Annotated in this window: 19 protein-coding genes; 12 read left to right on the top strand and 7 right to left on the bottom strand. The window is 71.7% G+C overall.

Translation table 11 applies throughout. The features are described 5' to 3' along the window. The first annotated feature begins 29 nt into the window (after positions 1 to 29). Positions 30 to 485 (top strand): DUF2000 domain-containing protein, encoded by a 456-nt coding sequence (locus KBY32_RS21165; protein ID WP_055624754.1) that lies wholly within the window; start codon positions 30 to 32, stop codon positions 483 to 485. A gap of 18 nt (positions 486 to 503) precedes the next feature. On the opposite strand, the gene KBY32_RS21160 is transcribed toward KBY32_RS21165, so the two are convergent. Then, positions 504 to 1,760: an MFS transporter gene (locus KBY32_RS21160; RefSeq protein ID WP_210981181.1), complete on the bottom strand. Its 1,257-nt coding sequence runs from the start codon at positions 1,758 to 1,760 to the stop codon at positions 504 to 506. A gap of 176 nt (positions 1,761 to 1,936) precedes the next feature. Here KBY32_RS21160 and KBY32_RS21155 point away from each other — a divergent pair, with 176 nt between their 5' ends. Continuing rightward, on the top strand, positions 1,937 to 2,698 hold the full coding sequence (locus KBY32_RS21155; RefSeq protein WP_055624752.1) for a phosphoglyceromutase: 762 nt from the start codon (positions 1,937 to 1,939) through the stop codon (positions 2,696 to 2,698). Positions 2,699 to 3,230: 532 nt separating this feature from the next. On the opposite strand, the gene KBY32_RS21150 is transcribed toward KBY32_RS21155, so the two are convergent. After that, positions 3,231 to 4,151 (bottom strand): SDR family NAD(P)-dependent oxidoreductase, encoded by a 921-nt coding sequence (locus tag KBY32_RS21150; RefSeq protein ID WP_210981180.1) that lies wholly within the window; start codon positions 4,149 to 4,151, stop codon positions 3,231 to 3,233. Positions 4,152 to 4,270: 119 nt separating this feature from the next. On the opposite strand from KBY32_RS21150, the gene KBY32_RS21145 reads away from it, so the two are divergent. After that, positions 4,271 to 4,936 carry a TetR/AcrR family transcriptional regulator gene (locus KBY32_RS21145; protein WP_055625330.1) on the top strand — a complete coding sequence of 222 codons (666 nt, stop codon included), beginning with the start codon at positions 4,271 to 4,273 and terminating at the stop codon, positions 4,934 to 4,936. Between the two features lie 162 nt (positions 4,937 to 5,098). Further along, positions 5,099 to 7,780: a SpoIIE family protein phosphatase/ATP-binding protein gene (locus KBY32_RS21140; protein WP_210981179.1), complete on the top strand. Its 2,682-nt coding sequence runs from the start codon at positions 5,099 to 5,101 to the stop codon at positions 7,778 to 7,780. 315 nt (positions 7,781 to 8,095) lie between these two features. Here KBY32_RS21140 and phoU read toward each other — a convergent pair whose 3' ends face one another. Beyond that, on the bottom strand, positions 8,096 to 8,797 hold the full coding sequence (phoU, locus tag KBY32_RS21135; RefSeq protein ID WP_055625329.1) for a phosphate signaling complex protein PhoU: 702 nt from the start codon (positions 8,795 to 8,797) through the stop codon (positions 8,096 to 8,098). A gap of 486 nt (positions 8,798 to 9,283) precedes the next feature. Between phoU and KBY32_RS21130 the strand changes: the two genes are divergently transcribed. Continuing rightward, positions 9,284 to 10,591, top strand: coding sequence for a cell wall metabolism sensor histidine kinase WalK (locus KBY32_RS21130; protein WP_055625328.1), 1,308 nt, complete (start codon positions 9,284 to 9,286; stop codon positions 10,589 to 10,591). Next, positions 10,588 to 11,268: a response regulator transcription factor gene (locus KBY32_RS21125; RefSeq protein ID WP_055625327.1), complete on the top strand. Its 681-nt coding sequence runs from the start codon at positions 10,588 to 10,590 to the stop codon at positions 11,266 to 11,268. Before KBY32_RS21130 ends, KBY32_RS21125 begins: the two co-directional genes overlap by 4 nt. A 79-nt stretch (positions 11,269 to 11,347) precedes the next feature. Here KBY32_RS21125 and KBY32_RS21120 read toward each other — a convergent pair whose 3' ends face one another. Next, a complete protein-coding gene (locus KBY32_RS21120) occupies positions 11,348 to 12,067 on the bottom strand; it encodes a DUF461 domain-containing protein (RefSeq protein ID WP_210981178.1) in 720 nt (239 codons plus the stop codon). A gap of 615 nt (positions 12,068 to 12,682) precedes the next feature. Here KBY32_RS21120 and KBY32_RS21115 point away from each other — a divergent pair. The 6 genes from KBY32_RS21115 to KBY32_RS21090 all read left to right on the top strand — a co-directional run bounded on the left by KBY32_RS21115 (position 12,683) and on the right by KBY32_RS21090 (position 19,023). Next, entirely contained in the window at positions 12,683 to 13,165 is a 483-nt protein-coding gene (locus KBY32_RS21115) for a CarD family transcriptional regulator (RefSeq protein ID WP_003953493.1), read from the top strand. A 303-nt stretch (positions 13,166 to 13,468) separates the two neighbouring features. Then, positions 13,469 to 14,233: a 2-C-methyl-D-erythritol 4-phosphate cytidylyltransferase gene (gene ispD / locus KBY32_RS21110; protein ID WP_210981177.1), complete on the top strand. Its 765-nt coding sequence runs from the start codon at positions 13,469 to 13,471 to the stop codon at positions 14,231 to 14,233. Continuing rightward, complete coding sequence (ispF, locus tag KBY32_RS21105) at positions 14,223 to 14,726, top strand: 2-C-methyl-D-erythritol 2,4-cyclodiphosphate synthase (protein ID WP_210981176.1); 504 nt, start codon at positions 14,223 to 14,225, stop codon at positions 14,724 to 14,726. The genes ispD and ispF overlap by 11 nt, the downstream gene beginning before the upstream one ends. A gap of 78 nt (positions 14,727 to 14,804) precedes the next feature. Then, entirely contained in the window at positions 14,805 to 16,202 is a 1,398-nt protein-coding gene (cysS, locus tag KBY32_RS21100) for a cysteine--tRNA ligase (RefSeq protein ID WP_055625323.1), read from the top strand. A 98-nt stretch (positions 16,203 to 16,300) separates the two neighbouring features. Continuing rightward, on the top strand, positions 16,301 to 17,242 hold the full coding sequence (gene rlmB, locus KBY32_RS21095; protein ID WP_210981175.1) for a 23S rRNA (guanosine(2251)-2'-O)-methyltransferase RlmB: 942 nt from the start codon (positions 16,301 to 16,303) through the stop codon (positions 17,240 to 17,242). Positions 17,243 to 17,376: 134 nt separating this feature from the next. Next, positions 17,377 to 19,023, top strand: coding sequence for a DoxX family protein (locus KBY32_RS21090; protein WP_210981174.1), 1,647 nt, complete (start codon positions 17,377 to 17,379; stop codon positions 19,021 to 19,023). Positions 19,024 to 19,110: 87 nt separating this feature from the next. Here the strand turns inward: KBY32_RS21090 and KBY32_RS21085 are convergent, their stop codons facing one another. The 3 genes from KBY32_RS21085 to KBY32_RS21075 form a co-directional block, all read right to left on the bottom strand. Then, positions 19,111 to 19,842 (bottom strand): nucleotidyltransferase family protein, encoded by a 732-nt coding sequence (locus KBY32_RS21085; protein WP_055625320.1) that lies wholly within the window; start codon positions 19,840 to 19,842, stop codon positions 19,111 to 19,113. A 126-nt stretch (positions 19,843 to 19,968) separates the two neighbouring features. After that, positions 19,969 to 20,427 (bottom strand): hypothetical protein, encoded by a 459-nt coding sequence (locus KBY32_RS21080; RefSeq protein ID WP_055625319.1) that lies wholly within the window; start codon positions 20,425 to 20,427, stop codon positions 19,969 to 19,971. Positions 20,428 to 20,636: 209 nt separating this feature from the next. Next, a complete protein-coding gene (locus tag KBY32_RS21075; protein WP_055625318.1) occupies positions 20,637 to 21,728 on the bottom strand; it encodes an ABC transporter ATP-binding protein in 1,092 nt (363 codons plus the stop codon). Between the last annotated feature and the right edge of the window lie 121 nt (positions 21,729 to 21,849).

Genomic DNA, 21,849 nt, shown 5'->3' with positions numbered 1-21,849 from the left:
GACCGTACGGCGTCGGCGAGTCTCGCCGTATGAACGCTGAAGCACCCGTGCACGACGGGGCGGCCGACGCCCCCGTCCGTTTCGACACCAAGATCGCCGTGCTGCTGCGCGAGGACCTGGAGACCTGGCAGCGGCTGAACGTCACCGCGTTCCTGGTCAGCGGCCTCGGGTCGCAGCTCCCCGAGGTGATCGGGGAGCCGTACGAGGACGCGGACGGCGTCCCCTATCTGCCGATGTTCCGCCAGCCGGTGCTGGTCTTCGAGGGCACCAAGGAGACCCTGACGGCGGCCCACTCCCGCGCGCTGTCCCGCGCCCTGCCGCGCGCGCTGTTCACCTCCGACCTCTTCGCCACCGGCCACGACGGCGCCAACCGGGCGGCGGTCCGGGCCGTGGGCACGGATGCCCTGGACCTGGTGGGGCTCGCGGTGTACGGGCCGAGGAACGCGGTGGACAAGGTGCTGAAGGGGGCACGGATGCACCCCTGAGCGCCTCTGCCCATGGGGTCAGGCCGCGCTGGTCTCCGGCTTGGACGCGACGACGGGGATGGTGGCGCCGGGCGCGTCGGCGGGCGGCCGGCGCGTCAGCGCGCCGTACCCGACCGCGGCCGCCGTCCCGACGGCCGCGCACAGCGCCCACAGCCACGCGGCGCCGAGGCGGTCGATGACCAGGCCCGACATCAGCGGGGCGACGAGCGCCGCCACCGACCAGGACAGGGTGTAGACGCCCTGGTAGCGGCCGCGTCCGTGCGCGGGGGACAGCCGTACGACGAGACCCGTCTGGGTGGGCGCGTTGAGCATCTCGCCGAGCGTCCACACGCACACCGTCAGCGCGAAGACGCCGACCGACCCGGCGAACGCGGTGAGCCCGAAGCCGTAACCCGCCAGCAGGGACGACACGACGAGGATGCGGCCGGCGTCCCGGCGTTCGATGAACCGGGTGACCGGGATCTGCAGCGCGACGATCAGGACGCCGTTGACGCCGATCGCGAGGCCGTAGTCGGCCGGGGAGAACCCGGCCGCGCCCATGGCGACGGGCAGCCCGACCGCGCCCTGCTGGAAGACGAGGGCGACGAGGAAGCACAGCCCGACGACGCCCATGAAGCGCCGGTCGCGCAGCACGGTCCCCAGCCCGATCTCCTCGCCGGGCCTGCCGGTGTCCGCCTTCTCGGGCCGCGACTCGGGGATCTTCATGAAGACCACGACCGCGCAGACGGCCGTCATCCCGGCCTCCAGCAGGAACCCGGCCCGGTAGCTGACCTCGGCGATGAACCCGGCGGCCATGGAGGAGACGGCGAACCCGAGGTTGATCGCCCAGTAGTTGAGCGAGAAGGCCCTGACCCGGTCCTCGGGCCGGACGATGTCCGCCATCATCGCCTGCACGGCGGGCCGGGAGGCGTTGGAGGCGGCGCCGACGGCGAAGGCGACGGCGGCGATGGCGACCGGGTGCTGCACGAAGGCGAGCACCGCCACCGAGACCGCTGTCGCGGACTGCGCGATCAGCAGGGTGGGCCGGCGGCCGAGCCGGTCGGCCATCACCCCGCCGCCGAGCGAGGAGACGACCCCGCCGAGGCCGTGGAGCGAGGCGACCAGACCGGCGTAGGTGGCGGACTGGCCGCGCTCGAGCGTGAGGTACAGCGCCATGAAGGTGGCGACGAAGGCGCCGAGCCGGTTCACCAGGGTGCTCGTCCACAGCCACCAGAACTCACGGGGGAGCCCGGAGACGGTCTCCCTGGTGGCGCGTCTGACGGCGGCGAGTGACATAGCGGGTCCCCCACGGATGGCAGCCGGGAACGGCAGCGGAAGTAATGAGCAGAAGAGGCAACCGAACCTTACAAATCCGCACCGCGGGGAAGCCACTCGATTAACAGATCCCGTCAACCGTCCGCCTGCTGGGCGGGGCCGCCGGGGGCGCGAATCCGTGGATTACGCTCTGAGGCATGGCCGACGCACCGTACAAGCTGATCCTCCTCCGCCACGGCGAGAGCGAGTGGAACGCGAAGAACCTGTTCACCGGCTGGGTGGACGTCAACCTCAACGAGAAGGGCGAGAAGGAGGCGGTCCGCGGTGGCGAGCTCCTGAAGGACGCCGGACTCCTGCCCGACGTGGTCCACACGTCCCTCCAGAAGCGCGCGATCCGCACGGCCCAGCTGGCGCTGGAAGCGGCCGACCGCCACTGGATCCCGGTCCACCGCTCGTGGCGCCTGAACGAGCGCCACTACGGCGCCCTGCAGGGCAAGGACAAGGCGCAGACCCTCGCCGAGTTCGGCGAGGAGCAGTTCATGCTCTGGCGCCGCTCCTACGACACCCCGCCGCCCCCGCTCGCCGACGACGCCGAGTACTCCCAGTTCTCCGACCCGCGCTACGCGACCCTCCCGCCGGAGCTCCGCCCGCGCACGGAGTGCCTCAAGGACGTCGTCGTCCGCATGCTCCCGTACTGGTTCGACGCGATCGTCCCCGACCTGCTGACCGGCCGCACGGTCCTGGTCGCGGCCCACGGCAACTCGCTGCGCGCCCTGGTCAAGCACCTGGACGGCATTTCGGACGCCGACATCGCGGGCCTGAACATCCCGACGGGCATCCCGCTCGCCTACGACCTGGACGCCGACTTCAAGCCGCTCACCCCGGGCGGCCGCTACCTCGACCCGGACGCCGCGGCGGCGGCGATCGAGGCGGTCAAGAACCAGGGCAAGAAGAAGTAACCCCAGTGATCATGCCTCCCACCTGCGCAGACGGCGCGGATGGGAGGCATTTTCAGGCGCAGTGCCTGTGTCCACGCCTCCATGGCGTCAGTGGTTCGGAAGACGGGGTACGCCTGTGAGTTGCCCATGCGCCCCACCTTCGCAGGCAGCGGTGGGGATGCTGTCATGAGTCCCCCTGTACATCGCCGCCCTCAGCGTACGGCCCCGCCCCGCCCCGGCTACCCTCCCGCCATGGAGCAGCAGCACCCCCTCGTCCGTGACCTCTACCCCGGCCTCGTCGCCGAGCTGACCGCCCTTCTGGAGGGTGAGGGGGAACGGGAGTTGGCCCTCTCCGCACGGGACCTTCGGCTCGTCGAGGCGTGTGGGTGCGGGGACGGCTTCTGTCAGAGTTTTCGGACCGCGCCTCATCCGCCGGGGGAGCCGTACGGGCCCGGGCATCGGTGCGTTCCCCTCGTGCCCGCGCGGGGCATGCTCTGCCTCGACGTCGTCGACGGTCGCATCGTGTACGTCGAGGTGCTGGACCGGCCGGCGCTCAGGACGCCGTCGCGACCCGCTCCACCGGGAACGTCACTCCCGTCAGTTCCTCCGACACCGCCCACAGGCGGTGCATGACCGTCTCGTCGTGGGAGGCGGGGCTGGACGTGACCAGCTTCGGGTAGCCGCGGATCTCGCCCCGGCCGCCGGGGCCGTAGTACTGGCTGCCCGTCACGGCCGGGTCGGTGGCCGCGCGCAGAGTGGGGAGGGCGCCCATCGACGGGTCCTGGGTGAGCAGGGGGGTGATCCGGCCGGCCGGGACCCGGAGCGGGGCCGGGAGGTGGCGGAGCAGTTCGGTGTTGGAGACGCCCGGGTGCGCCGCCGCCGCGACCGTCGTGCCGTGCGGGGCGAGCCGGCGCTGCAGTTCGTACGTGAACAGCAGGTTGGCGAGCTTGGACTGGCCGTAGGCGCCGACGCGGCTGTACGACCGCTCCCACTGCAGGTCGTCGAAGTGGATCGCGGCCCGGATGCGGTGCCCGACGCTGCTGACGCTCACGACACGGGAGCCGGGGACCGGCAGCAGCCGGTCGAGGAGCAGGCCGGTGAGGGCGAAGTGGCCCAGGTGGTTCGTGCCGAACTGCATCTCGAAGCCGTCGGCGGTGGTCTGCTTCGGCGTGTACATCACGCCGGCGTTGTTGATCAGCAGGTCGATGCGCGGGTGTGCGGTGCGCAGGTCCGCCGCCGCTGCCCGGACGGAGGCCAGGGACGTCAGGTCCAGGGCCTGGACGGTGACGTCACCGCGGATACGGGCCGCCGCCCGCGCCCCCTTCTCCACGTCCCGCACGGCCAGGACCACCGTCGCCCCGTGTTCCGCCAGCATCCGGGCGGTCTCGAAGCCGAGCCCGGTGTTGGCGCCGGTCACGATCGCCACCCGTCCGCGCTGGTCGGGGATCTGCTGTTCGGTCCACTTCTCGGTCATCGCCTGCTCCTCGGGTCGCCTTCGGCAGCTGTAACGAACCGCCGGTCTGTTACATCCCGAGCGTAAGGGACCGGTGGTCTGATAGCAAGAGACCAACGGTCTGTAAGTTAGGCTGAGACGTGACTTTTCAGCGGGCGCGAAGCGAGGAACAGCGAGAGGCCCGCCGCCGGGCCATCCTCGACACGGCGGCGGCGATGCTCGACGAGATGCCGGTGGCCGAACTGAGCCTGAACGAGCTCAGCCGGCGCGTGGGTCTGGCCAAGTCGAACGTCCTGCGTTACTTCGAGTCCCGCGAGGCCGTCCTGCTCGAACTCCTCGACGACTTCCTCGGGCGCTGGCTCGTCGAACTGGAGGGCGAGCTGGCCGAGGGGATCGAGGCGGGCGCCACGGCCGAGGTGCGGGCGGCCCAGCTCGCGGACGTCCTCAGCCGGTCACTGGCGGACCGTACGGTGCTCTGCGATCTCTTCGGCGCCCAGGGCGGCGTCCTCGAGCGCAATGTCTCCGTCGAGGTCGTCAAGCGGCACAAGCGCGCCTCCCTGGCCCGGCTCGACGCCATGACCGCGCTCCTGCGCCGCCATGTGCCCGAACTGGGCGAGGGCGCCCAGCTGTTCTGCCTGATGTGCCTCGCCTCGTCCGGCGCCCTCTCGGCCTACGTCCCCCCGCCGCCCAGCGTCCTCGCCGCCTATGCCGAGGAGCCCGCCCTCGCCGCGCTGAATCTGGAGATGCCCGAGACCCTGCGGGTCGCCTTCACCGCGATGCTCCTGGGTGTCGTCCCGCGCACCTGAGGGGGGCCCGGTGCCGGCCCTCGGCGCCCCCGGCCCCTGTTTCCGGCGTGCCCGTGCCGCCCCCGGCCCCCTGTCCCTGGCGTGCCCTCGCCGGCCCCACCGGATGTTCCTAGCGTGGACACGCCGTAGCCAGCAGAAAAGGGCGATGGTACAAATAGCGACATGTCGGACCGACACGACCGGTGGGCGCGGGGACGATGGCGCTCGCTGGTCGGTAGGAGCCCCCGAAGCGTTGCCGGTCAGGTGTTCGTGCTCCAGGTGGCGCTCGTCCTGCTGCTCGTGGTCTGTGCCGTCGTCGCCCTCATCCTCCAGTCGAGCCGCGACACCCAGACCGAGGCGAAGCGCCGCTCGATCGCCGTCGCGCAGACCTTCGCGCACTCGCCCGGCGTCCTCGCGGCGCTGCGGACGGAGGACCCCTCGAAGGTGCTCCAGCCGCTGACGGAGGCGGGGCGCGGCGCCGCCGGCGTCGACTTCATCGTCGTCATGGACACCGACGGCATCCGCTACACCCACCCCCTCCCCGACCGCATCGGCAAGCGGTTCGTCGGCACCATCGAGCCGTCCCTCGCGGGCCAGGTGTACACGGAGAGCGTGAACGGGCCGCTCGGCAAGGAGGTCCAGGCGACCGTCCCGATCGACGACGGCAACGGCAAGGTCATCGCGCTGGTCTCCGCCGGGCTCAAGGTCAAGAGCGTGACGGGTGAGGCGTACCGGCAGCTCCCGATCATCCTGGGCGCGGGCGCCGGCGCGCTCGCCGTGACGGCGGGCGGCACCGCCCTGGTGAGCCGCCGGCTGCGGCGCCAGACCCACGCCCTCGCCGCCGACGAGATGAACCGCATCTACGAGCACCACGACGCCGTACTGCACTCGGTGCGCGAGGGCGTGCTGATCATCGACGACGGCCGGCTGCTGCTCGCCAACGACGAGGCCAGGCGCCTGCTGGAACTGTCCCCGGACGCCGAGGGCCGGCATGTGGCGGAGCTGTCCGGGCTCGACCCGGAGACCGTGGACCTGCTCGCCTCCGGCCGCGAGGCCACCGACGAGGTGCACTTCGCGGGCGACCGCCTGCTGGCCATCAACCAGCGGCACACAGACCGGGCCGGCCCGCACGGCACGGTGGTCACGCTCCGCGACACCACCGAACTGCAGGCCGTCTCCGGCCGCGCCGAGGTCGCCCGGGAACGCCTCAAGCTGCTGTACGACGCGGGCCTCGGCGTCGGCACCACCCTCGACGTGATCGGCACCGCCGGGGAACTGGCGCGGATCGCCGTCCCCCGCTTCGCCGACTTCGTCACCGTCGACCTGGCCGACGGCGTCGTACAGGGCGACGAGCCGACCCTCACGGCGACGGACATGCGGCGGGTCGCCGCGCACGGCATCCGCGACGACCACCCCCTCTACGAGGTGGACCGGCTCATCGACTTCCTGCCGACCACCCCGCAGGCCCGCGGCTACGGCACCGGCCGCTCCGTCCTCGTCGCCGACCTGGCGAACGCCGCCGACTGGCAGGCCCAGGACCAGGAGCGCACCCGGGAGATCCTCGACTACGGCATCCATTCCCTGATCGCCGCGCCGATCCGGGCCCGCGGCGCGGTCCTCGGCCTGGTCAACTTCTACCGCGGCAAGGAGCACGAGGCGTTCGACGCGGAGGAGCTGTCACTGGCCGAGGAACTGGTGGCGCGCGCCGCGGTCAGCATCGACAACGCCCGCCGCTTCACCCGCGAGCACACCATGGCCGTCACCCTCCAGCGCAGCCTGCTGCCGAGGGAGCTGCCCGAGCAGAGCGCCCTGGACGTCGGCTCCCGCTACATACCGGCCCAGTCCGGGGTGAGCGGCGACTGGTTCGACGTCATCCCGCTGCCGGGGAGCCGGGTCGCCATGGTCGTCGGCGACGTGGTCGGCCACGGCCTGCACGCCGCCGCCACCATGGGCCGGCTGCGCACCGCCGTGCACAACTTCTCCACCCTCGACCTGCCCCCCGACGAACTGCTCAGCCACCTCGACGACCTCGTCGGCCGCATCGACCAGGACGAGGCCTGCGCCGACCGCGCCGCCGTCGTCGGCGCCACCTGCCTGTACGCGATCTACGACCCCGTCACGCGCCGCTGCGCCATGGCGCGGGCCGGCCACCCGGCGCCCGCCCTCGTCCGCCCCGACGGCGAGGTCAGCTACCCCGACCTGCCGGGCGGACCGCCGCTCGGCCTCGGCGGCATGCCGTTCCGTACGGCGGAGTTCGACCTCGACGACGGCACCCAGCTCGTCCTCTACACCGACGGCCTCATCGAGGACCGCGAACGCGATCTCGACGTCGGCCAGGAACTGCTGCGCCGGGCCCTGACCGGCCACCCGGAGCGCGCACCGGAGGACAGCTGCCGCGCGGTCGTGGACGCGCTGCTGCCGGCCGGCCCCAAGGACGACGTGGCCCTGCTGATCGCGCGTACCAAAGCGCTGCCGCCCGACCACGTGGCCACCTGGGACGTGCCGCCCGACCCGTCCGCCGTGGGGCGGGTGCGCGAGGCCGTCTCCGGCAAGCTGGCGGAGTGGGGTCTGGAGGAGCTGGACTTCGTCACCGAACTCGTCCTGAGCGAGCTGGTCACCAACGCCATCCGCTACGGCGGCGAGCCCATCCAGGTACGGCTGATCCGCGACCGGGTGCTGACCTGCGAGGTCTCCGACTCCAGCAGCACCTCACCGCATCTGCGGTACGCCGCGACGACCGACGAGGGCGGCCGCGGTCTCTTCCTGGTCGCCCAGACGACCGAGCGCTGGGGCACCCGGTACACCTCACAGGGCAAGGTCATCTGGGCCGAGCAGGCGCTGCCGGGCGCCGTGGGCACGCCCTGAACAGCGGCTACGTCCTCACCCGCACTGGCAGGGGTTCCCGGACTGGCACCCGCAGCCACAGCCCGAACCGCAGCCGCAGGCCCCGAACAGCGGGAGGCTCCGGACGTCGGCGGGCTGCTCGGTCGGGCGTTCCCGGGTCGGGTCGGGCGTGATCTCGGACGTGCTGGGGGATTCGGCCATGGTCCCTCCTAGAAGGCTGGTGCCTGTGCCCATTGGATGCCCGCCCCGCTGGGCGCATCAACGGCGCACGGAGGCTCGTACGCGCCCGGACCGGCCCCCGCGAGCCCGCGCGAACCACCGCGGCGCCCACGCGCTCTACGCCCCGTCCGCCCCCGGCGCCGGCTGGATCCCGGGCTGTACGTCGGCCTGCAGCTCGTCGGCGTGCTCCCCGGTGACCAGGTAGACGACCCGCTTCGCGACCGCCACCGCGTGGTCGGCGTACCGCTCGTAGTAGCGGCCCAGCAGCGTCACGTCGACCGCCGTCTCGATGCCGTGCTTCCAGCGCTCGTCCATCAGGTGCTGGAAGAGCGTGCGGTGCAGCAGGTCCATCTCGTCGTCGTCCTGCTCCAGCTGGAGCGCGAGGTCGACGTCCTTGGTGACGATCACCTCCGCCGCCTTGGCCATCAGACGCTGCGCCAGCTGCCCCATCTCCAGGATGGTGGCGTGCAGGTCCTGCGGGATCGCCCGCTCCGGGTAGCGCAGCCGGGTCAGCTTGGCCACGTGCTGGGCCAGGTCGCCCGCCCGCTCCAGGTCCGCCGACATGCGCAGGGAGGTCACCACGATCCGCAGGTCCGTCGCCACCGGCTGCTGGCGGGCGAGCAGCGCGATGGCCCGGGCCTCCAGATCGTGCTGCAGGTCGTCGACCTTCTGGTCCGCCTCGATCACGCTCTCGGCCAGCTTCAGGTCGGAGTCGAGGATGGCCGTCGTGGCGCGCCCGATCGCCGACCCGGCCAGCCGGGCCATCTCGACCAGGCCGTCGCCGATCGAGTCCAGTTCCTCGTGGTACGCGTCCCGCATCAGGGTCCCTCTCTCACATCTGCCTCCGGGGGTGGACCCGGCGGCCGTCGTCTCACCGGAAAAGCCGCTTTGCCGGATGTCCGACGGTCCTACGGTCGTGCCCTACGACAGTAGGACCGTCGTCAGTCGTACGGTCGGGAGAAATCACGGTCCGAAAGGATCACGGTCCGACAGACCCACGATCAGCCTGACGCACGATCCGACAGGATCACGATCAGCCAGACCCACAGTCCGACAGGACGACCCTCCGACAGTCCGACGCTCCGAAGAGCCGCCCATGCGATCGTCACGCCGCCCCGCCCGGCCGTACCCGGCCGCCGAGCCGCCGTCCCGCTCCCGACGATCCCACGATGCGATCGCCACGCGTCCGTTTCCGCCACCCCGAGTGAACCGGCCCCGTCCCCCAGGTGAACTCTGGGCGACGAGTGTCGGAGGTCGCACTCCGCACGCTGTGGGCATGACCTGGGCCATGCCTAACCTGGACGCATGGACGTGAACGCGGCGGTCGCCGCAGCGGCTGCGATCGCCGGGCTCCTCACCGGTGTCATCGCCGTGCTGGCGTTCCGCTGGAGCGAGCGCGACCTGAAACGCCCCACCCGGACCTCCCTGCACACCGACCCGGTCCTGCCGCCCGGCGTGGACACGGTCCTGTCGGTGCTGCGCTCCTCCGCCGTCGTCCTCGACGAGGGGGACGCCGTGGTCAAGGCCAGCTCGGCGGCGTACGCCCTCGGCCTGGTCCGCGGCGGCCGGCTGTCCGTGGAGCCCATGCTCCAGATGGCCCGCGACACCCGGCGCGACGGCGAGATACGACAGGTCGAGCTGGACCTGCCGCGGCGCGGCACCGGGCGCGGCGAGGCCCTCGCGGTGTCCGCGCGGGTCGCGCCCCTCGGCTCCCGGCTGGTCCTCCTGCTGGTCGAGGACCTCACCGAGGCCCGGCGTATCGAGGCGGTCCGCCGGGACTTCGTCGCCAACGTCAGCCATGAGCTGAAGACACCGGTCGGCGCGCTCTCGCTGCTGTCCGAGGCCGTCATGGACGCCGCGGACGACCCCGAGGCCGTCGAGCGGTTCGCCGGACGTATGCAGATCGAGGCGACCCGGCTCACCAACCTGGTGCAGGAGCTCATCGACCTCTCCCGGGTGCAGAACGACGACCCGCTGGAGGACGCCGAGCCGGTCCGTGTGGACGAGCTGGTCGCCGAGGCCATGGACCGCTGCCGGCACGCCGCCGGGACCAAGCAGATCACCATGGCCGCGAGTGTCGCGGCGCCCGGGGAACCCGATCAGGACGGCACCGCCGACCTGCGGATCTGGGGCAACCGCGGCCAGCTCGCCGCCGCGCTCGGCAACCTCGTGGAGAACGCCGTCAACTACTCGCCCGCCCGCACCCGCGTCGGCATCGCCGCCCGCAGGATCACCTCGCCGGGCGGCGACCTCGTCGAGATCGCCGTGACCGACCAGGGCATCGGCATCTCCGACAAGGACAAGGAGCGCATCTTCGAGCGCTTCTACCGCGTCGACCCGGCCCGCTCCCGCGCCACGGGGGGAACCGGTCTCGGTCTCGCGATCGTCAAGCATGTGGCCGCCTCGCACGGCGGGGAGGTCACGGTGTGGAGCTCCGAGGGACAGGGCTCCACCTTCACCCTGCGGCTGCCGGAGGCGGGCGCTGCCCGTGACCGCGGCCGGCAGCAGCCCGGACCCGACGACGACGACGGGCCCGCAGCCCCCACGCATTCCCGCACCACCCCCGAGTCAGCCGCGTACGAAACGCTTTCCGCCCCGGAGGTCCATCCGTGACCCGAGTGCTCGTCGTCGAGGACGAGGAGTCCTTCTCCGACGCCCTGTCGTACATGCTCCGCAAGGAGGGCTTCGAGGTCGCGGTCGCGACCACCGGGCCCGACGGACTCGATGAGTTCGACCGCAACGGAGCCGACCTCGTCCTCCTCGACCTGATGCTGCCGGGGCTGCCCGGCACGGAGGTGTGCCGCCAGCTGCGCGGCCGCTCCAACGTCCCGGTGATCATGGTGACCGCCAAGGACAGCGAGATCGACAAGGTCGTCGGCCTGGAGATAGGGGCCGACGACTACGTCACCAAGCCGTTCTCCTCGCGCGAGCTGGTCGCCCGTATCCGGGCCGTCCTGCGCCGCCGCGGCGAGCCGGAGGAGGTGACCCCGGCCGCCCTGGAAGCGGGCCCGGTCCGGATGGACGTCGACCGGCACGTGGTCACGGTCTCCGGCTCCAAGATCGACCTCCCGCTGAAGGAGTTCGACCTGCTGGAGATGCTCCTGCGCAACGCGGGCCGGGTCCTCACCCGGATGCAGCTGATCGACCGCGTGTGGGGCGCCGACTACGTCGGGGACACCAAGACGCTCGACGTCCACGTCAAGCGGCTGCGCGCCAAGATCGAGCCGGACCCGGGCGCGCCCCGGTATCTGGTGACCGTGCGCGGCCTCGGCTACAAGTTCGAGCCGTAGGCCGGCCCGGACCCCGCCGGTACGCCGAAGGGCGGGACCCCGTGTGTGGGGGTCCCGCCCTTCGGCGTGTCTACGGCGCTCAGTGCCCGGCGGCCGACTGCGAGGCGCTGTCGGAGGGGAGGACGGCGGTGCCGGTCTCCTCCGTGCCCGCCTCGGTGCCGGCGCCCGCGGTGGAGTCCGTCGAGCCCGTGGCGCCCGCGGAGGCGCCGGCGCTCGCTGAGGCACCGGCGGCCGGGGTGCCCGTCGGGGTGCCGGACGGCTTCGCGCCGGCCTCGGGGGCGGCCGGGACGGCGCTCGGGCCCCAGCTCTCGTAGTAGCCCTCGGCCGGGACGACGAGGGCGCGCAGGCTCACGTCACCGGTCTTGCTGAAGGTGAAGGTGATCGCCTGGGCGTCGCCGTCCTTGAGGGCCTCGCGGCCCTTGGGCAGCACGGCGGAGGCGTTGCCCTTGCCGCCGAGGATGAGCGAGCCGCCGGCCGGGATGGTCAGGCTGCCGCCCTTGGCGGGCTTGAGCTCGGCCTCCTCGCCGGAGTCCTTCACCTTGACCGAGTCCAGCGTCTGGGCGGTGTCGCCGGAGTTGAACAGGGTCGCGGAGACCGCGGCGGGGCCGGTGGACTCCAGCTCGGGCTGGGTGACGACGATGGCGTTCTGGATCTTGATGTCTCCGACGCTGGTGGCCGCGTTGTCCGGCTTGATCTCCAGTGTCTGCGCGTTGTTGCCGGCGGCGCACGCGGCGAGCGAGGTCATCGAGAACGCGAGGGCGGCAGCGGCGAGGACGCCGCGTCGAAGGCTGCTGCTCACGGCGGCGGCAACTCCTTGACTCGAACGGGGCGGGCGCGTAAAGCCGCCCTAAGTGTCTGTCAGCGGCCTCAGGTTACCGAGCCGTTCCCGCGCCGCCGCACCCGACCCTCCCCTGAGCGGCCAAGTGCCGACGAAGTCCCTCTTCCACCACTGGTCCCTTCACCCACAAGTGATCCGGTCACCGGATTGCCCGTGAGCAGGTCCGTCATTCACATAAGGAGGGCCGCACGACCGCTCGCGGCATTTTTGTGAAGGAATGCGCGGGCACCCCGGAATTGATCACCGGCCGTACCGCCGACCGGGTAGTGATCAATTCCGGATTCGGCCGGGACCGGGCGTCGGGACACCGAACGGAGTAGCGGAAGTCGCACGCATGGAACCGGACATTTGTGTACGTTAGGTCTCTCGTGGGCAGGCTCGGGGGCGTGTGACGAGCGCGTTTCGGCCCGCCCGCAGAGCCCCTCCGACCTGCGAATACCTGCTTCCGTTCGGCCCGCGCAGCACGTTCCTGTTGGAGTTGTCAAGCCCTGAGATATGCCCTGACCTGCGAAAACGCCATTCAGAACCGCCCGTTTCCGTGTTACCCTGGATAGCCACGGAAGGGGTACCTGTCACATGACGTTCAAGGTTGGCGACACCGTGGTCTATCCCCATCACGGGGCCGCGCTGATCGAGGCTATCGAAACTCGTCAGATCAAAGGCGTGGACAAGACCTACTTGGTGCTGAAGGTCGCCCAGGGTGACCTGACGGTACGTGTGCCAGCGGACAATGCGGAGTTCGTCGGCGTACGTGATGTGGTCGGTCAGGACGGGCTGGACCGGGTCTTCGAGGTGCTGCGCGCGCCGTACGCCGAGGAGCCCACGAACTGGTCGCGTCGTTACAAGGCAAATCTGGAGAAGCTCGCCTCCGGCGATGTCATCAAGGTCGCGGAAGTCGTGCGTGACCTGTGGCGTCGTGAGCGCGAGCGCGGACTGTCCGCCGGTGAGAAGCGCATGCTCGCCAAGGCCCGGCAGATCCTGGTGAGCGAGCTCGCCCTCGCGGAGAACACGAACGAGGACAAGGCCGAGGCCCTGCTCGACGAGGTCCTCGCGTCCTGACGCGGAACGCATCCGCCTCAGCTCAGCACCAGTGCTGTGTGATCGAAAAAAAGTGCCGCGGTGCCCGATGACCCTGCAGTCGCCGGGCGCTGCGGCATGTTCGCATCGCGCTGACGTCTGATCTCGGGGGCGCCCCCGATACTGGACGTGCCGGGCCCGGGCAGCTGGCTCGACCGACTGTCACGGAAGGGTCCGGTCAAGGTGTCGCGCCCGGCACTCCCCCCAGCTCAGGCTCACGCTCGAGCAGGGGGCACGCCCAGGCCATACCCACCTGGGCCGAGCACACAAACCTGACAGGAACCGATGTCCGACGAATCGCGTCCCTCGCCCCCGCAAGAGCGCGCCGGCACCCGCACGGCCGTCGTGATCCCGGCCGCCGGACGAGGTGTGCGCCTCGGTCCTGGCGCCCCCAAGGCGCTCCGCGCGCTGAACGGCACGCCCATGCTCATCCACGCCGTCCGCGCGATGGCGGCGTCCCGGTGGGTCTCCCTGGTGGTGGTCGTGGCCCCGCCCGACGGCGCGGCCGAGGTCAAGAGCCTGCTCGACGCGCACGCGCTGCCCGAGAGGACCGACTTCCTGGTCGTCCCCGGCGGCGAGTCCCGGCAGGAGTCCGTCCGGCTGGGCCTCGAGGCGCTGCCGCCGGACCACGACATCGTCCTGGTGCACGACGCCGCCCGCCCGCTGGTCCCCGTCGACACCGTCGACGCGGTCATCGAGGCCGTCCGCGACGGCGCGCCGGCCGTCGTACCGGCCCTGCCGCTCGCCGACACGGTGAAGGAGGTCGAGCCCGCCGAGGAGCCCGGCACCCCCGAACCGGTCGTGGCCACCCCGGCCCGCGCCCGGCTGCGCGCCGTGCAGACCCCGCAGGGCTTCGACCGCGCCACGCTGGTGCGCGCCCACGAGACGGTCACCGGGGACGTCACCGACGACGCGAGCATGGTCGAGCAGCTCGGCCCGACCGTCGTGGTCGTACCCGGTCATGAGGAGGCCTTCAAGGTCACCCGCCCCCTGGACCTCGTCCTCGCCGAGGCGGTCCTGGCCCGCAGGAGGCTCAACGATGGCTTCTGAGGCGTACCCGCTGCCCCAGGTGGGCATCGGCACCGACATCCACGCCTTCGAGGAGGGCCGCGAGCTGTGGTGCGCCGGCCTGAAGTGGGACGGCGAGGGCCCCGGACTCGCGGGCCACTCCGACGCGGACGTCGTCGCCCACGCCGCCTGCAACGCCCTGTTCTCGGCGGCCGGGCTCGGTGACCTCGGACAGCACTTCGGCACCGGGCGCCCCGAGTGGTCGGGGGCGCCGGGGACCGTCCTGCTGACGGAGGCCGCCCGGATCGTGCGCGAGGCCGGCTTCCGGATCGGCAACATCGCGGTGCAGGTCGTCGGCCCCCGCCCGAAGATCGGCAAGCGCCGCGACGAGGCCCAGAAGATCCTCTCCGAGGCGGCGGGCGCACCCGTGTCCGTGTCGGGCGCGACGACGGACGGCCTCGGCTTCCCCGGCCGGGACGAGGGCCTGATGGCGGTGGCGACGGCACTGGTCGTACGGGACGGCCGGGACGGCTGACGGCGGCGGCCGCACGGGACGGCGGGGAATCGCCGCCAAGGCACCGGGCAGTGGGATCCGCCCACTACCCTAGGTGTCGTGACTATTCGGCTGTACGACACCAGCGCCCGGCAGATCCGTGACTTCACCCCGCTCAAGCCGGGCTGTGTCTCGATCTACCTCTGTGGCGCCACCGTGCAGGCCGCGCCGCACATCGGGCACATCCGCTCCGGTCTCAACTTCGACATCATGCGCCGCTGGTTCGCGTACCGCGGCTATGACGTGACGTTCATCAGGAACGTCACGGACATCGACGACAAGATCATCGCCAAGTCCGTGGACCAGGGCCGCCCCTGGTGGTCCATCGGCTACGAGAACGAGCGGGCCTTCACCGACGGCTACACCGCCCTCGGCTGCCTCCCGCCGACGTACGAGCCGCGCGCCACCGGCCACATCACCGAGATGGTCGAGATGATGCGCGGCCTCATCGAGCGCGGGCACGCCTACGAGGCGGAGGGCAGCGTCTACTTCGACGTCCGCTCCTGGCCCTCCTATCTGGAGCTGTCCCGGCAGGACCTCGACGAGATGCGCCAGCCCGCCGAGGAGGGCATCACCGGCAAGCGGGACCCGCGCGACTTCGCGATGTGGAAGGCCGCCAAGCCCGGTGAGCCGGACTGGGAGACGCCGTGGGGCCGGGGCCGTCCGGGCTGGCACCTGGAGTGCTCGGCGATGGCGCACAAGTACCTGGGCTCCGCCTTCGACATCCACGGCGGCGGACTCGACCTGATCTTCCCGCACCACGAGAACGAGATCGCCCAGGCCAAGGCCTACGGCGACGAGTTCGCCCGGTACTGGGTGCACAACGCCTGGGTCACCATGAGCGGCGAGAAGATGTCGAAGTCGCTCGGCAACAGCGTGCTGGTGTCCGAGATGGTCAAGCAGTGGCGCCCGATCGTCCTGCGCTACTACCTGGGCACCCCGCACTACCGCTCGACCATCGAGTACAGCGAGGAGGCCCTGCGCGAGGCCGAGTCGGCGTTCGCCCGGATCGAGGGCTTCGTGCAGCGCGTCGTGGAGAAGGCCGGCGTCGTCGAGCCCTCCGCCGACGTGCCGCCGGCGTTCGCCGAGGCGATGGACGACGACCTGGGCGTCCCGCAGGCGCTCGCGGTCGTGCACACCACCGTCCGGCAGGGCAACAGCGCGCTGGCCGCCGACGACAAGGAGGCCGCCGTGGCGCGCCTCGCCGAGGTGCGGGCCATGCTCGGTGTGCTGGGCCTGGACCCGCTCGACGCCCACTGGGCCGGCGAGACCGACCGGGGCGAGGACCTGCACGGCGTGGTGGACACCCTCGTCCGGATGGTCCTCGACCAGCGCGAGGCGGCCCGCTCCCGCAAGGACTGGGCGACCGCGGACGCCATTCGCGACCAGCTCAACCAGTCCGGTCTCGTCATCGAGGACAGCCCGCAGGGCCCGCGCTGGAGCCTCGGCCCGCGCTGACCGGGGCCGGCTCCGGGAAGATCGATTGTGCCGCCCGGCCCTCCGGGCGGCACACTGCACAGTACGTACATTCGAACGCTCACGAAGACAGGTAGGTCATGGCCGCGAACAACCGCCGCATGTCCGGCAAGAAGGGCGCGCAGGTCGGCAGTGGCGGCCAGCGACGCAAGGGTCTCGAGGGCCGGGGCCCGACCCCGCCCGCCGAGATGCGCAAGGGCCACAAGAAGAACCGCGTCGCCAACGCCAAGGCGAAGCAGGCCGTCCGCCGGCCCACGCCCCGCGGCCGCGGCGGCAAGAGCACCTCGGAGCTGGTCGTCGGCCGCAACCCGGTCGTCGAGGCGCTGCGCGGCGGCGTCCCCGCCAACACCCTCTACGTGCAGCAGTTCATCGACAACGACGAGCGCGTCCGCGAGGCCCTCCAGCTCGCCGCCGAGCGCGGCGGCATCAACCTCATGGAGGCGCCGCGCCCCGAGCTGGACCGCATGACGAACGGCCTGAACCACCAGGGCCTCGTCCTGCAGGTCCCGCCGTACGAGTACGCGCACCCCGAGGACCTGACGGGCGCCGCCGCCGACGCCGGCGAGGACCCGCTGATCGTCGCCCTCGACGGGGTGACCGACCCGCGCAACCTGGGCGCCGTCGTGCGCTCGGTCTCGGCGTTCGGCGGCCATGGCGTCCTCGTCCCCGAGCGCCGCGCGGCGGGCATGACCGCCGGCGCCTGGAAGACGTCCGCCGGTACGGCCGCCCGGACGCCGGTCGCGCGGGCGACGAACCTGACCCGCGCGCTGGAGGCGTACAAGAAGGCGGGCCTCGTGGTCGTCGGTCTCGCCGCCGACGGGGAGGCCGAGGTCGGTGACCTCCAAGCCCTGGACGGCCCGGTCGTCATCGTCGTCGGCAGCGAGGGCAAGGGCCTGTCCCGCCTGGTCGGCGAGACGTGCGACGTCCGGGTGCGCATCCCGATGCCCGGTGGCGCGGAGTCCCTCAACGCCGGTGTCGCGGCGGGGATCGTGCTCTACGAGGCGGCCGGCCGACGCCGCTGAACACCTGTCCGTGGGGTCACCCGTGCGGGCTAATTGTGGGGACAGTGGTGCGACCTGCGCATCCTTGACGCGGTCCGGACACATCGGACCGGTCAAGGCAGTGTCCTAACCTCGCGTCACTCGGTTAGTTGAGTGTGGACACCAGAACACCCCGCACTCCCACGGGGGACCGCTCGTCGGGATACGACGACGCTCCCGCGCTGAGCATGGTGAAGGTGCCGAGCGATCCGGCGCAGATCATCGTCAATCACGCGAGTTTCCGCGTGCTGCTGGGCGCGTCCACCGGGCGCCCCACGTCCCAGCGGATCGCACGGCACCTGAGCGCGCCCGAGGACACCGCCCGCGTGCCCGCCGCCCACGCCGCGGGCGCGGCGTCCGGCGCCCGGCGCCGGGTGTCCGTCTGGAACGGCATGTCGGCGCCCGACGACACCGGCGCCCACCGCCTCCTCCAGGCCGCCCGGGACGGCAGCGTCCGGCACGGTGACGAGGCGGCCCCGTTCGCCGGCGGCACCCAGGTCATCCCGCGCGTCGACGTCGGCACCGGCTACGCCGGGGGCTACGACGACTACGACGACGACCTGACCCGGACCGTCGAGACCCCGATCGTCGGGGCGCAGCGCACGCACGGCGAGTCCCTGGACACCCGGCTGCTGCCCCATATGCGCACGGTCGAGAGCGCGTACGACGAGGAGTACGCGTACGGCGCCGACGACTTCGGGCCGCACGACGACCTCGACGGGGCGGACGACGACGGGACCGAGGCGGCGCCGAGGCGCTCCGGCGACGACCCCGCGCGGCACGCGTACTACCCCGGCCGCCGGATGAACCTCGGCGTGGTCCTGCTCCCGCTGCGCGTCTTCCTCGGCTTCATCTCGATCTACGCCGGCATGGGCAAGCTGTGCGACCCCGTCTACTTCGACGGCGGCAAGCGCGGCTCCATGGTGACCTGGCTCAACACCCTGCACCCGTGGGAAGTCGCCGAGCCGCTGCGCCAGTTCGCGCTCGCGCACCCGGTCGGCGCCGGCCTGGTGATCGCCTTCTTCCAGGTCATCGTGGGTGTCCTCACGGTCCTGGGGTGCTGGCAGCGGGTCGCCGCGGTGGTCGGCGCGCTGCTGTCCGCCGCGCTGCTGGTCACCGTCAGCTGGAAGAGCGTCCCCGCCTACGACGCGCCCGACATCATCTACCTCGCCGCCTGGTCCCCGCTGATCATCGCCGGGGCGCCCGTCTACTCCATCGACGGACGGCTCGCGGGGATGGCCTGGCGCCGGCTCGGCCCCCGCTCCGACATCTGGGAGCTGCGGCAGTATGTGCTGCGCCGCGGCGCCTTGATCACGGCGCTGGTCACCGGGGTGACCCTGCTCGTCGGCTCGCTGCTCGGCGGCGCGGTCCGGGACGCCGACCGTGTGGTCGTGCCCGGCCCGGGCGAGGCCCCGCGCAACGAACTGCCGGGCTCGCCCCTCCCGGAGAAGCCCGGAAAGCGGCACAGCAAGTCGCCGTCGGCCTCCAACTCGCCGACGCAGGGCGCCACATCGGGCACCACGTCCCCGTCCGGCGCCGCGAGCAGCCCGGGTGCCACCCGGGACACCGGCTCGACCGGCGTGGGCACGCCCAGCCAGACGCAGGGGACGGCCGGTCAGGCGCCGCCCCAGCAGTCCTCGCCGACCGACCAGGAGCCCGGCACCACCGACCCGACGTCCGGCGGCCCGACCTCCGGTGGCAGCTCCACGGGCGGCGGCTCCGAGCCGGACCAACCCGGCCTGGTGGGCGGCCTGCTGGGCTAGCCCCCCCACCCACAGAAGGGCCCCGGACTTCCAGAGTCCGGGGCCCTTTTCGCTGCGTACGGCTGTCGTACGACCGCCGCGGGGCGCTCAGCGGCCCTGGGCCGCCAGTTCCTTCGCGGCCTCCGTGAGGTCCTTCGCGGTGTCGATGGCCCTCCAGTACGCGCCCTGGGGCAGCGGGAAGCCGTACAGGCGCCGCTCGCGGGCGAGATGGGGGAACGTGGTGCGCTCGTGGTCGCCGCGCTCGGGCAGCAGGCCGGCGAAGGCGGGGGAGAAGACGTAGACGCCCGCGTTGATCTCGAAGGTCGACGGCGGGGCCTCGATGAAGTCGGTGATGTGCCCGAAGCCGTCCGTCTTCACGGCGCCCCAGGGGATACGCGGCCGCGCGAGGGCGAGGGTGGCGACGGCGTCACGCTCGGCGTGGAAGTCGGCCATGTCGCGCAGCGAGAAACGCGTCCAGATGTCGCCGTTGGTGGCGTACCAGGGCTGTTCGGGGTGCGGCAGATGGGCGGCGGCGTACTTCAGGCCGCCGCCGCGGCCGAGGGGCTCGGGCTCGACGACGGTCGTGACGCGCACCGGCAGGTCGGCCGACTTCAGCCAGTCCTGGAGCACCTCGGCGAGATGCCCACAGCTGATCACGACGTCCGTCACGCCTTCTTCGGCGAGCCAGACGAGCTGATGGCCGATGATCGGCGTCCCCGTGCCGGGGATCTCGACCATCGGCTTGGGCCGGTCGTCGGTGTACGGGCGCAGCCGGGAGCCCTGGCCGCCGGCCAGGACGACGGCTTGAACGGGGCGGGACGCGGCGTTCGGATCACTCATGACCGCACTGTACGCGGCGCCCCGCCCACGGCATGCGCGGGAAACCGTCCCGCCATCAGCCGTTACCGTCCGGAAGCGCGAGCGTGCCTCCGCGGAGGCACGGGATCGGGGTATGAGCCGGCGCCGCTACCGGTGGGCGGCCGCCACCCCCGAGGCGAACGCGGTGTCGCAGACGGGCCGGGAGAAGGACTGCGCACGCGTCGGACCGTACGCGCGGACCGCGGCGCGGCCGAGGGCGCGGGCGATGGACGCGCAGTGCCGGCCGAGCGACGGACGCTCGTCGACCGCCTGCTGGAGATGGGTCAGGGCGACCCCGGGGTTCTTCTCCTGCAGTTCGGTCAGCAACTGGTCGCGCAGCACCTCCTGCGGAGCGCGCGGGGCGGCGTTCTTCGCCCCGCCGACGCTCGTGACGTCGGTCGCCGTGAGCACCGAGTCCGAGGAGTTCCCCGACCAGTTGACGCGGGTGACCGCGAGTGTCCCGGAGAGCACCAGGACGACGGGCAGGACGAGGGCGAGAGTGCGGCCGAGCTGGCGGGCGGGGCCCCGGTGGCCGCGTCGAGTCTGTTGGGTGGTGGAGTGCTTCACGCGAGTGAGGGTAGCGTTCAGTGCGGATATGGCGACATTTAGTCACCGGTTCGAGGGACGGCCATCCTGCTTTCCCTGCTTGCGTGTTGACGTACACCATTCGAAATGCCCGGTATGCCGGGGTATTTGTCGACAACGGAAAGGGCCCCGCAGAAGTCTGCGGGGCCCTTCTCGTTCCGTGCGGGTGCCTCGGCGGGCGAGGCACCGGCTCAGTCGGACAGGCGCTCGCCCGTCGACGTCGAGAAGACGTGGGTCTCACCGGAGCGCGGGACGATGTGCAGCGTGCTGCCCTTCTCCGGGACGTCGCGGCCGCTGACGCGGACCACGAGGTCCTTGGAGTCGTCGCCGCCGACCTTGGCGGTGCCGTAGACGTAGGCGTCGGCGCCGAGCTCCTCGACCACGTTCACCGTGACGGCGAGACCCTGGTCGGAGTCGGGGCCGGCCACGTCGAAGTGCTCGGGGCGGACACCGACGGTGACCGTCTTGTCGGTGGTCGCGGAGAGCGCGTCACGGTCGACCGGGACGACCGAGTTGCCGAACTTCACGCCGCCGTCGGCGATCGGGACCTCGACCAGGTTCATGGCCGGGGAGCCGATGAAGCCGGCGACGAAGAGGTTGGCCGGACGGTCGTACATGTTGCGCGGGGTGTCGACCTGCTGGAGCAGACCGTCCTTGAGGACCGCCACACGGTCGCCCATCGTCATGGCCTCGACCTGGTCGTGGGTGACGTAGACGGTCGTGATGCCGAGACGGCGCTGGAGCGACGCGATCTGCGTACGGGTGGAGACACGGAGCTTGGCGTCCAGGTTGGACAGCGGCTCGTCCATGAGGAAGACCTGGGGCTCACGCACGATGGCGCGGCCCATCGCCACACGCTGGCGCTGACCGCCGGAGAGCGCCTTGGGCTTGCGGCCCAGGTACTCGGTGAGGTCGAGGATCTTCGCGGCGTCCTCGACCTTCTGGCGGATCTCCGCCTTCGGGACACCGGCGATCTTGAGCGCGAAGCCCATGTTGTCGGCGACCGTCATGTGCGGGTACAGCGCGTAGTTCTGGAACACCATGGCGATGTCCCGGTCCTTCGGCGGCAGGTGCGTGACGTCGCGGTCACCGATGCGGATCGCTCCGCCGTTCACGTCCTCGAGCCCCGCGAGCATCCGGAGCGAGGTGGACTTGCCGCAGCCGGACGGACCGACCAGGACGAGGAACTCGCCGTCCGCGATCTCGATGTCGAGTGCGTCGACGGCGGGCTTGTCGGAACCCGGGTAGATCCGGGTCGCCTTGTCGAACGAGACAGTGGCCATGGTGATGGGCCCCCTTCTACCGGCAGGAACGTGCCGGACGATCCGTTGTAGGAAGGTGGTTGGTGTAGTCCACATGTGCGGACTGGCACTGGACGCTACCTGGCGTTCGTATGGTCTGTCA

It is taken from the genome of Streptomyces sp. RK62 (assembly GCF_018070255.1).
Taxonomy (GTDB): Bacteria; Actinomycetota; Actinomycetes; order Streptomycetales; family Streptomycetaceae; genus Streptomyces; species Streptomyces nigra.
The sequence above is the reverse complement of the archived record's forward strand: the minus strand, read 5'-3'. Positions and strand labels throughout refer to the sequence as shown.

Excerpts from the sequence above, each read along its gene's own strand:
- KBY32_RS21165 (WP_055624754.1), top strand. The coding sequence starts at position 30 with ATGAACGCTGAAGCACCCGTGCACGACGGGGCGGCCGACGCCCCCGTC.
- KBY32_RS21130 (WP_055625328.1), top strand. The coding sequence starts at position 9,284 with ATGGACGTGAACGCGGCGGTCGCCGCAGCGGCTGCGATCGCCGGGCTC.
- KBY32_RS21115 (WP_003953493.1), top strand. The coding sequence starts at position 12,683 with ATGACGTTCAAGGTTGGCGACACCGTGGTCTATCCCCATCACGGGGCC.
- KBY32_RS21160 (WP_210981181.1), bottom strand. The coding sequence starts at position 1,760 with ATGTCACTCGCCGCCGTCAGACGCGCCACCAGGGAGACCGTCTCCGGG.
- KBY32_RS21085 (WP_055625320.1), bottom strand. The coding sequence starts at position 19,842 with ATGAGTGATCCGAACGCCGCGTCCCGCCCCGTTCAAGCCGTCGTCCTG.
- rlmB (WP_210981175.1), top strand. The coding sequence starts at position 16,301 with ATGGCCGCGAACAACCGCCGCATGTCCGGCAAGAAGGGCGCGCAGGTC.
- KBY32_RS21140 (WP_210981179.1), top strand. The coding sequence starts at position 5,099 with ATGTCGGACCGACACGACCGGTGGGCGCGGGGACGATGGCGCTCGCTG.
- ispD (WP_210981177.1), top strand. The coding sequence starts at position 13,469 with ATGTCCGACGAATCGCGTCCCTCGCCCCCGCAAGAGCGCGCCGGCACC.
- phoU (WP_055625329.1), bottom strand. The coding sequence starts at position 8,797 with ATGCGGGACGCGTACCACGAGGAACTGGACTCGATCGGCGACGGCCTG.
- KBY32_RS21155 (WP_055624752.1), top strand. The coding sequence starts at position 1,937 with ATGGCCGACGCACCGTACAAGCTGATCCTCCTCCGCCACGGCGAGAGC.
- ispF (WP_210981176.1), top strand. The coding sequence starts at position 14,223 with ATGGCTTCTGAGGCGTACCCGCTGCCCCAGGTGGGCATCGGCACCGAC.
- KBY32_RS21150 (WP_210981180.1), bottom strand. The coding sequence starts at position 4,151 with ATGACCGAGAAGTGGACCGAACAGCAGATCCCCGACCAGCGCGGACGG.
- KBY32_RS21075 (WP_055625318.1), bottom strand. The coding sequence starts at position 21,728 with ATGGCCACTGTCTCGTTCGACAAGGCGACCCGGATCTACCCGGGTTCC.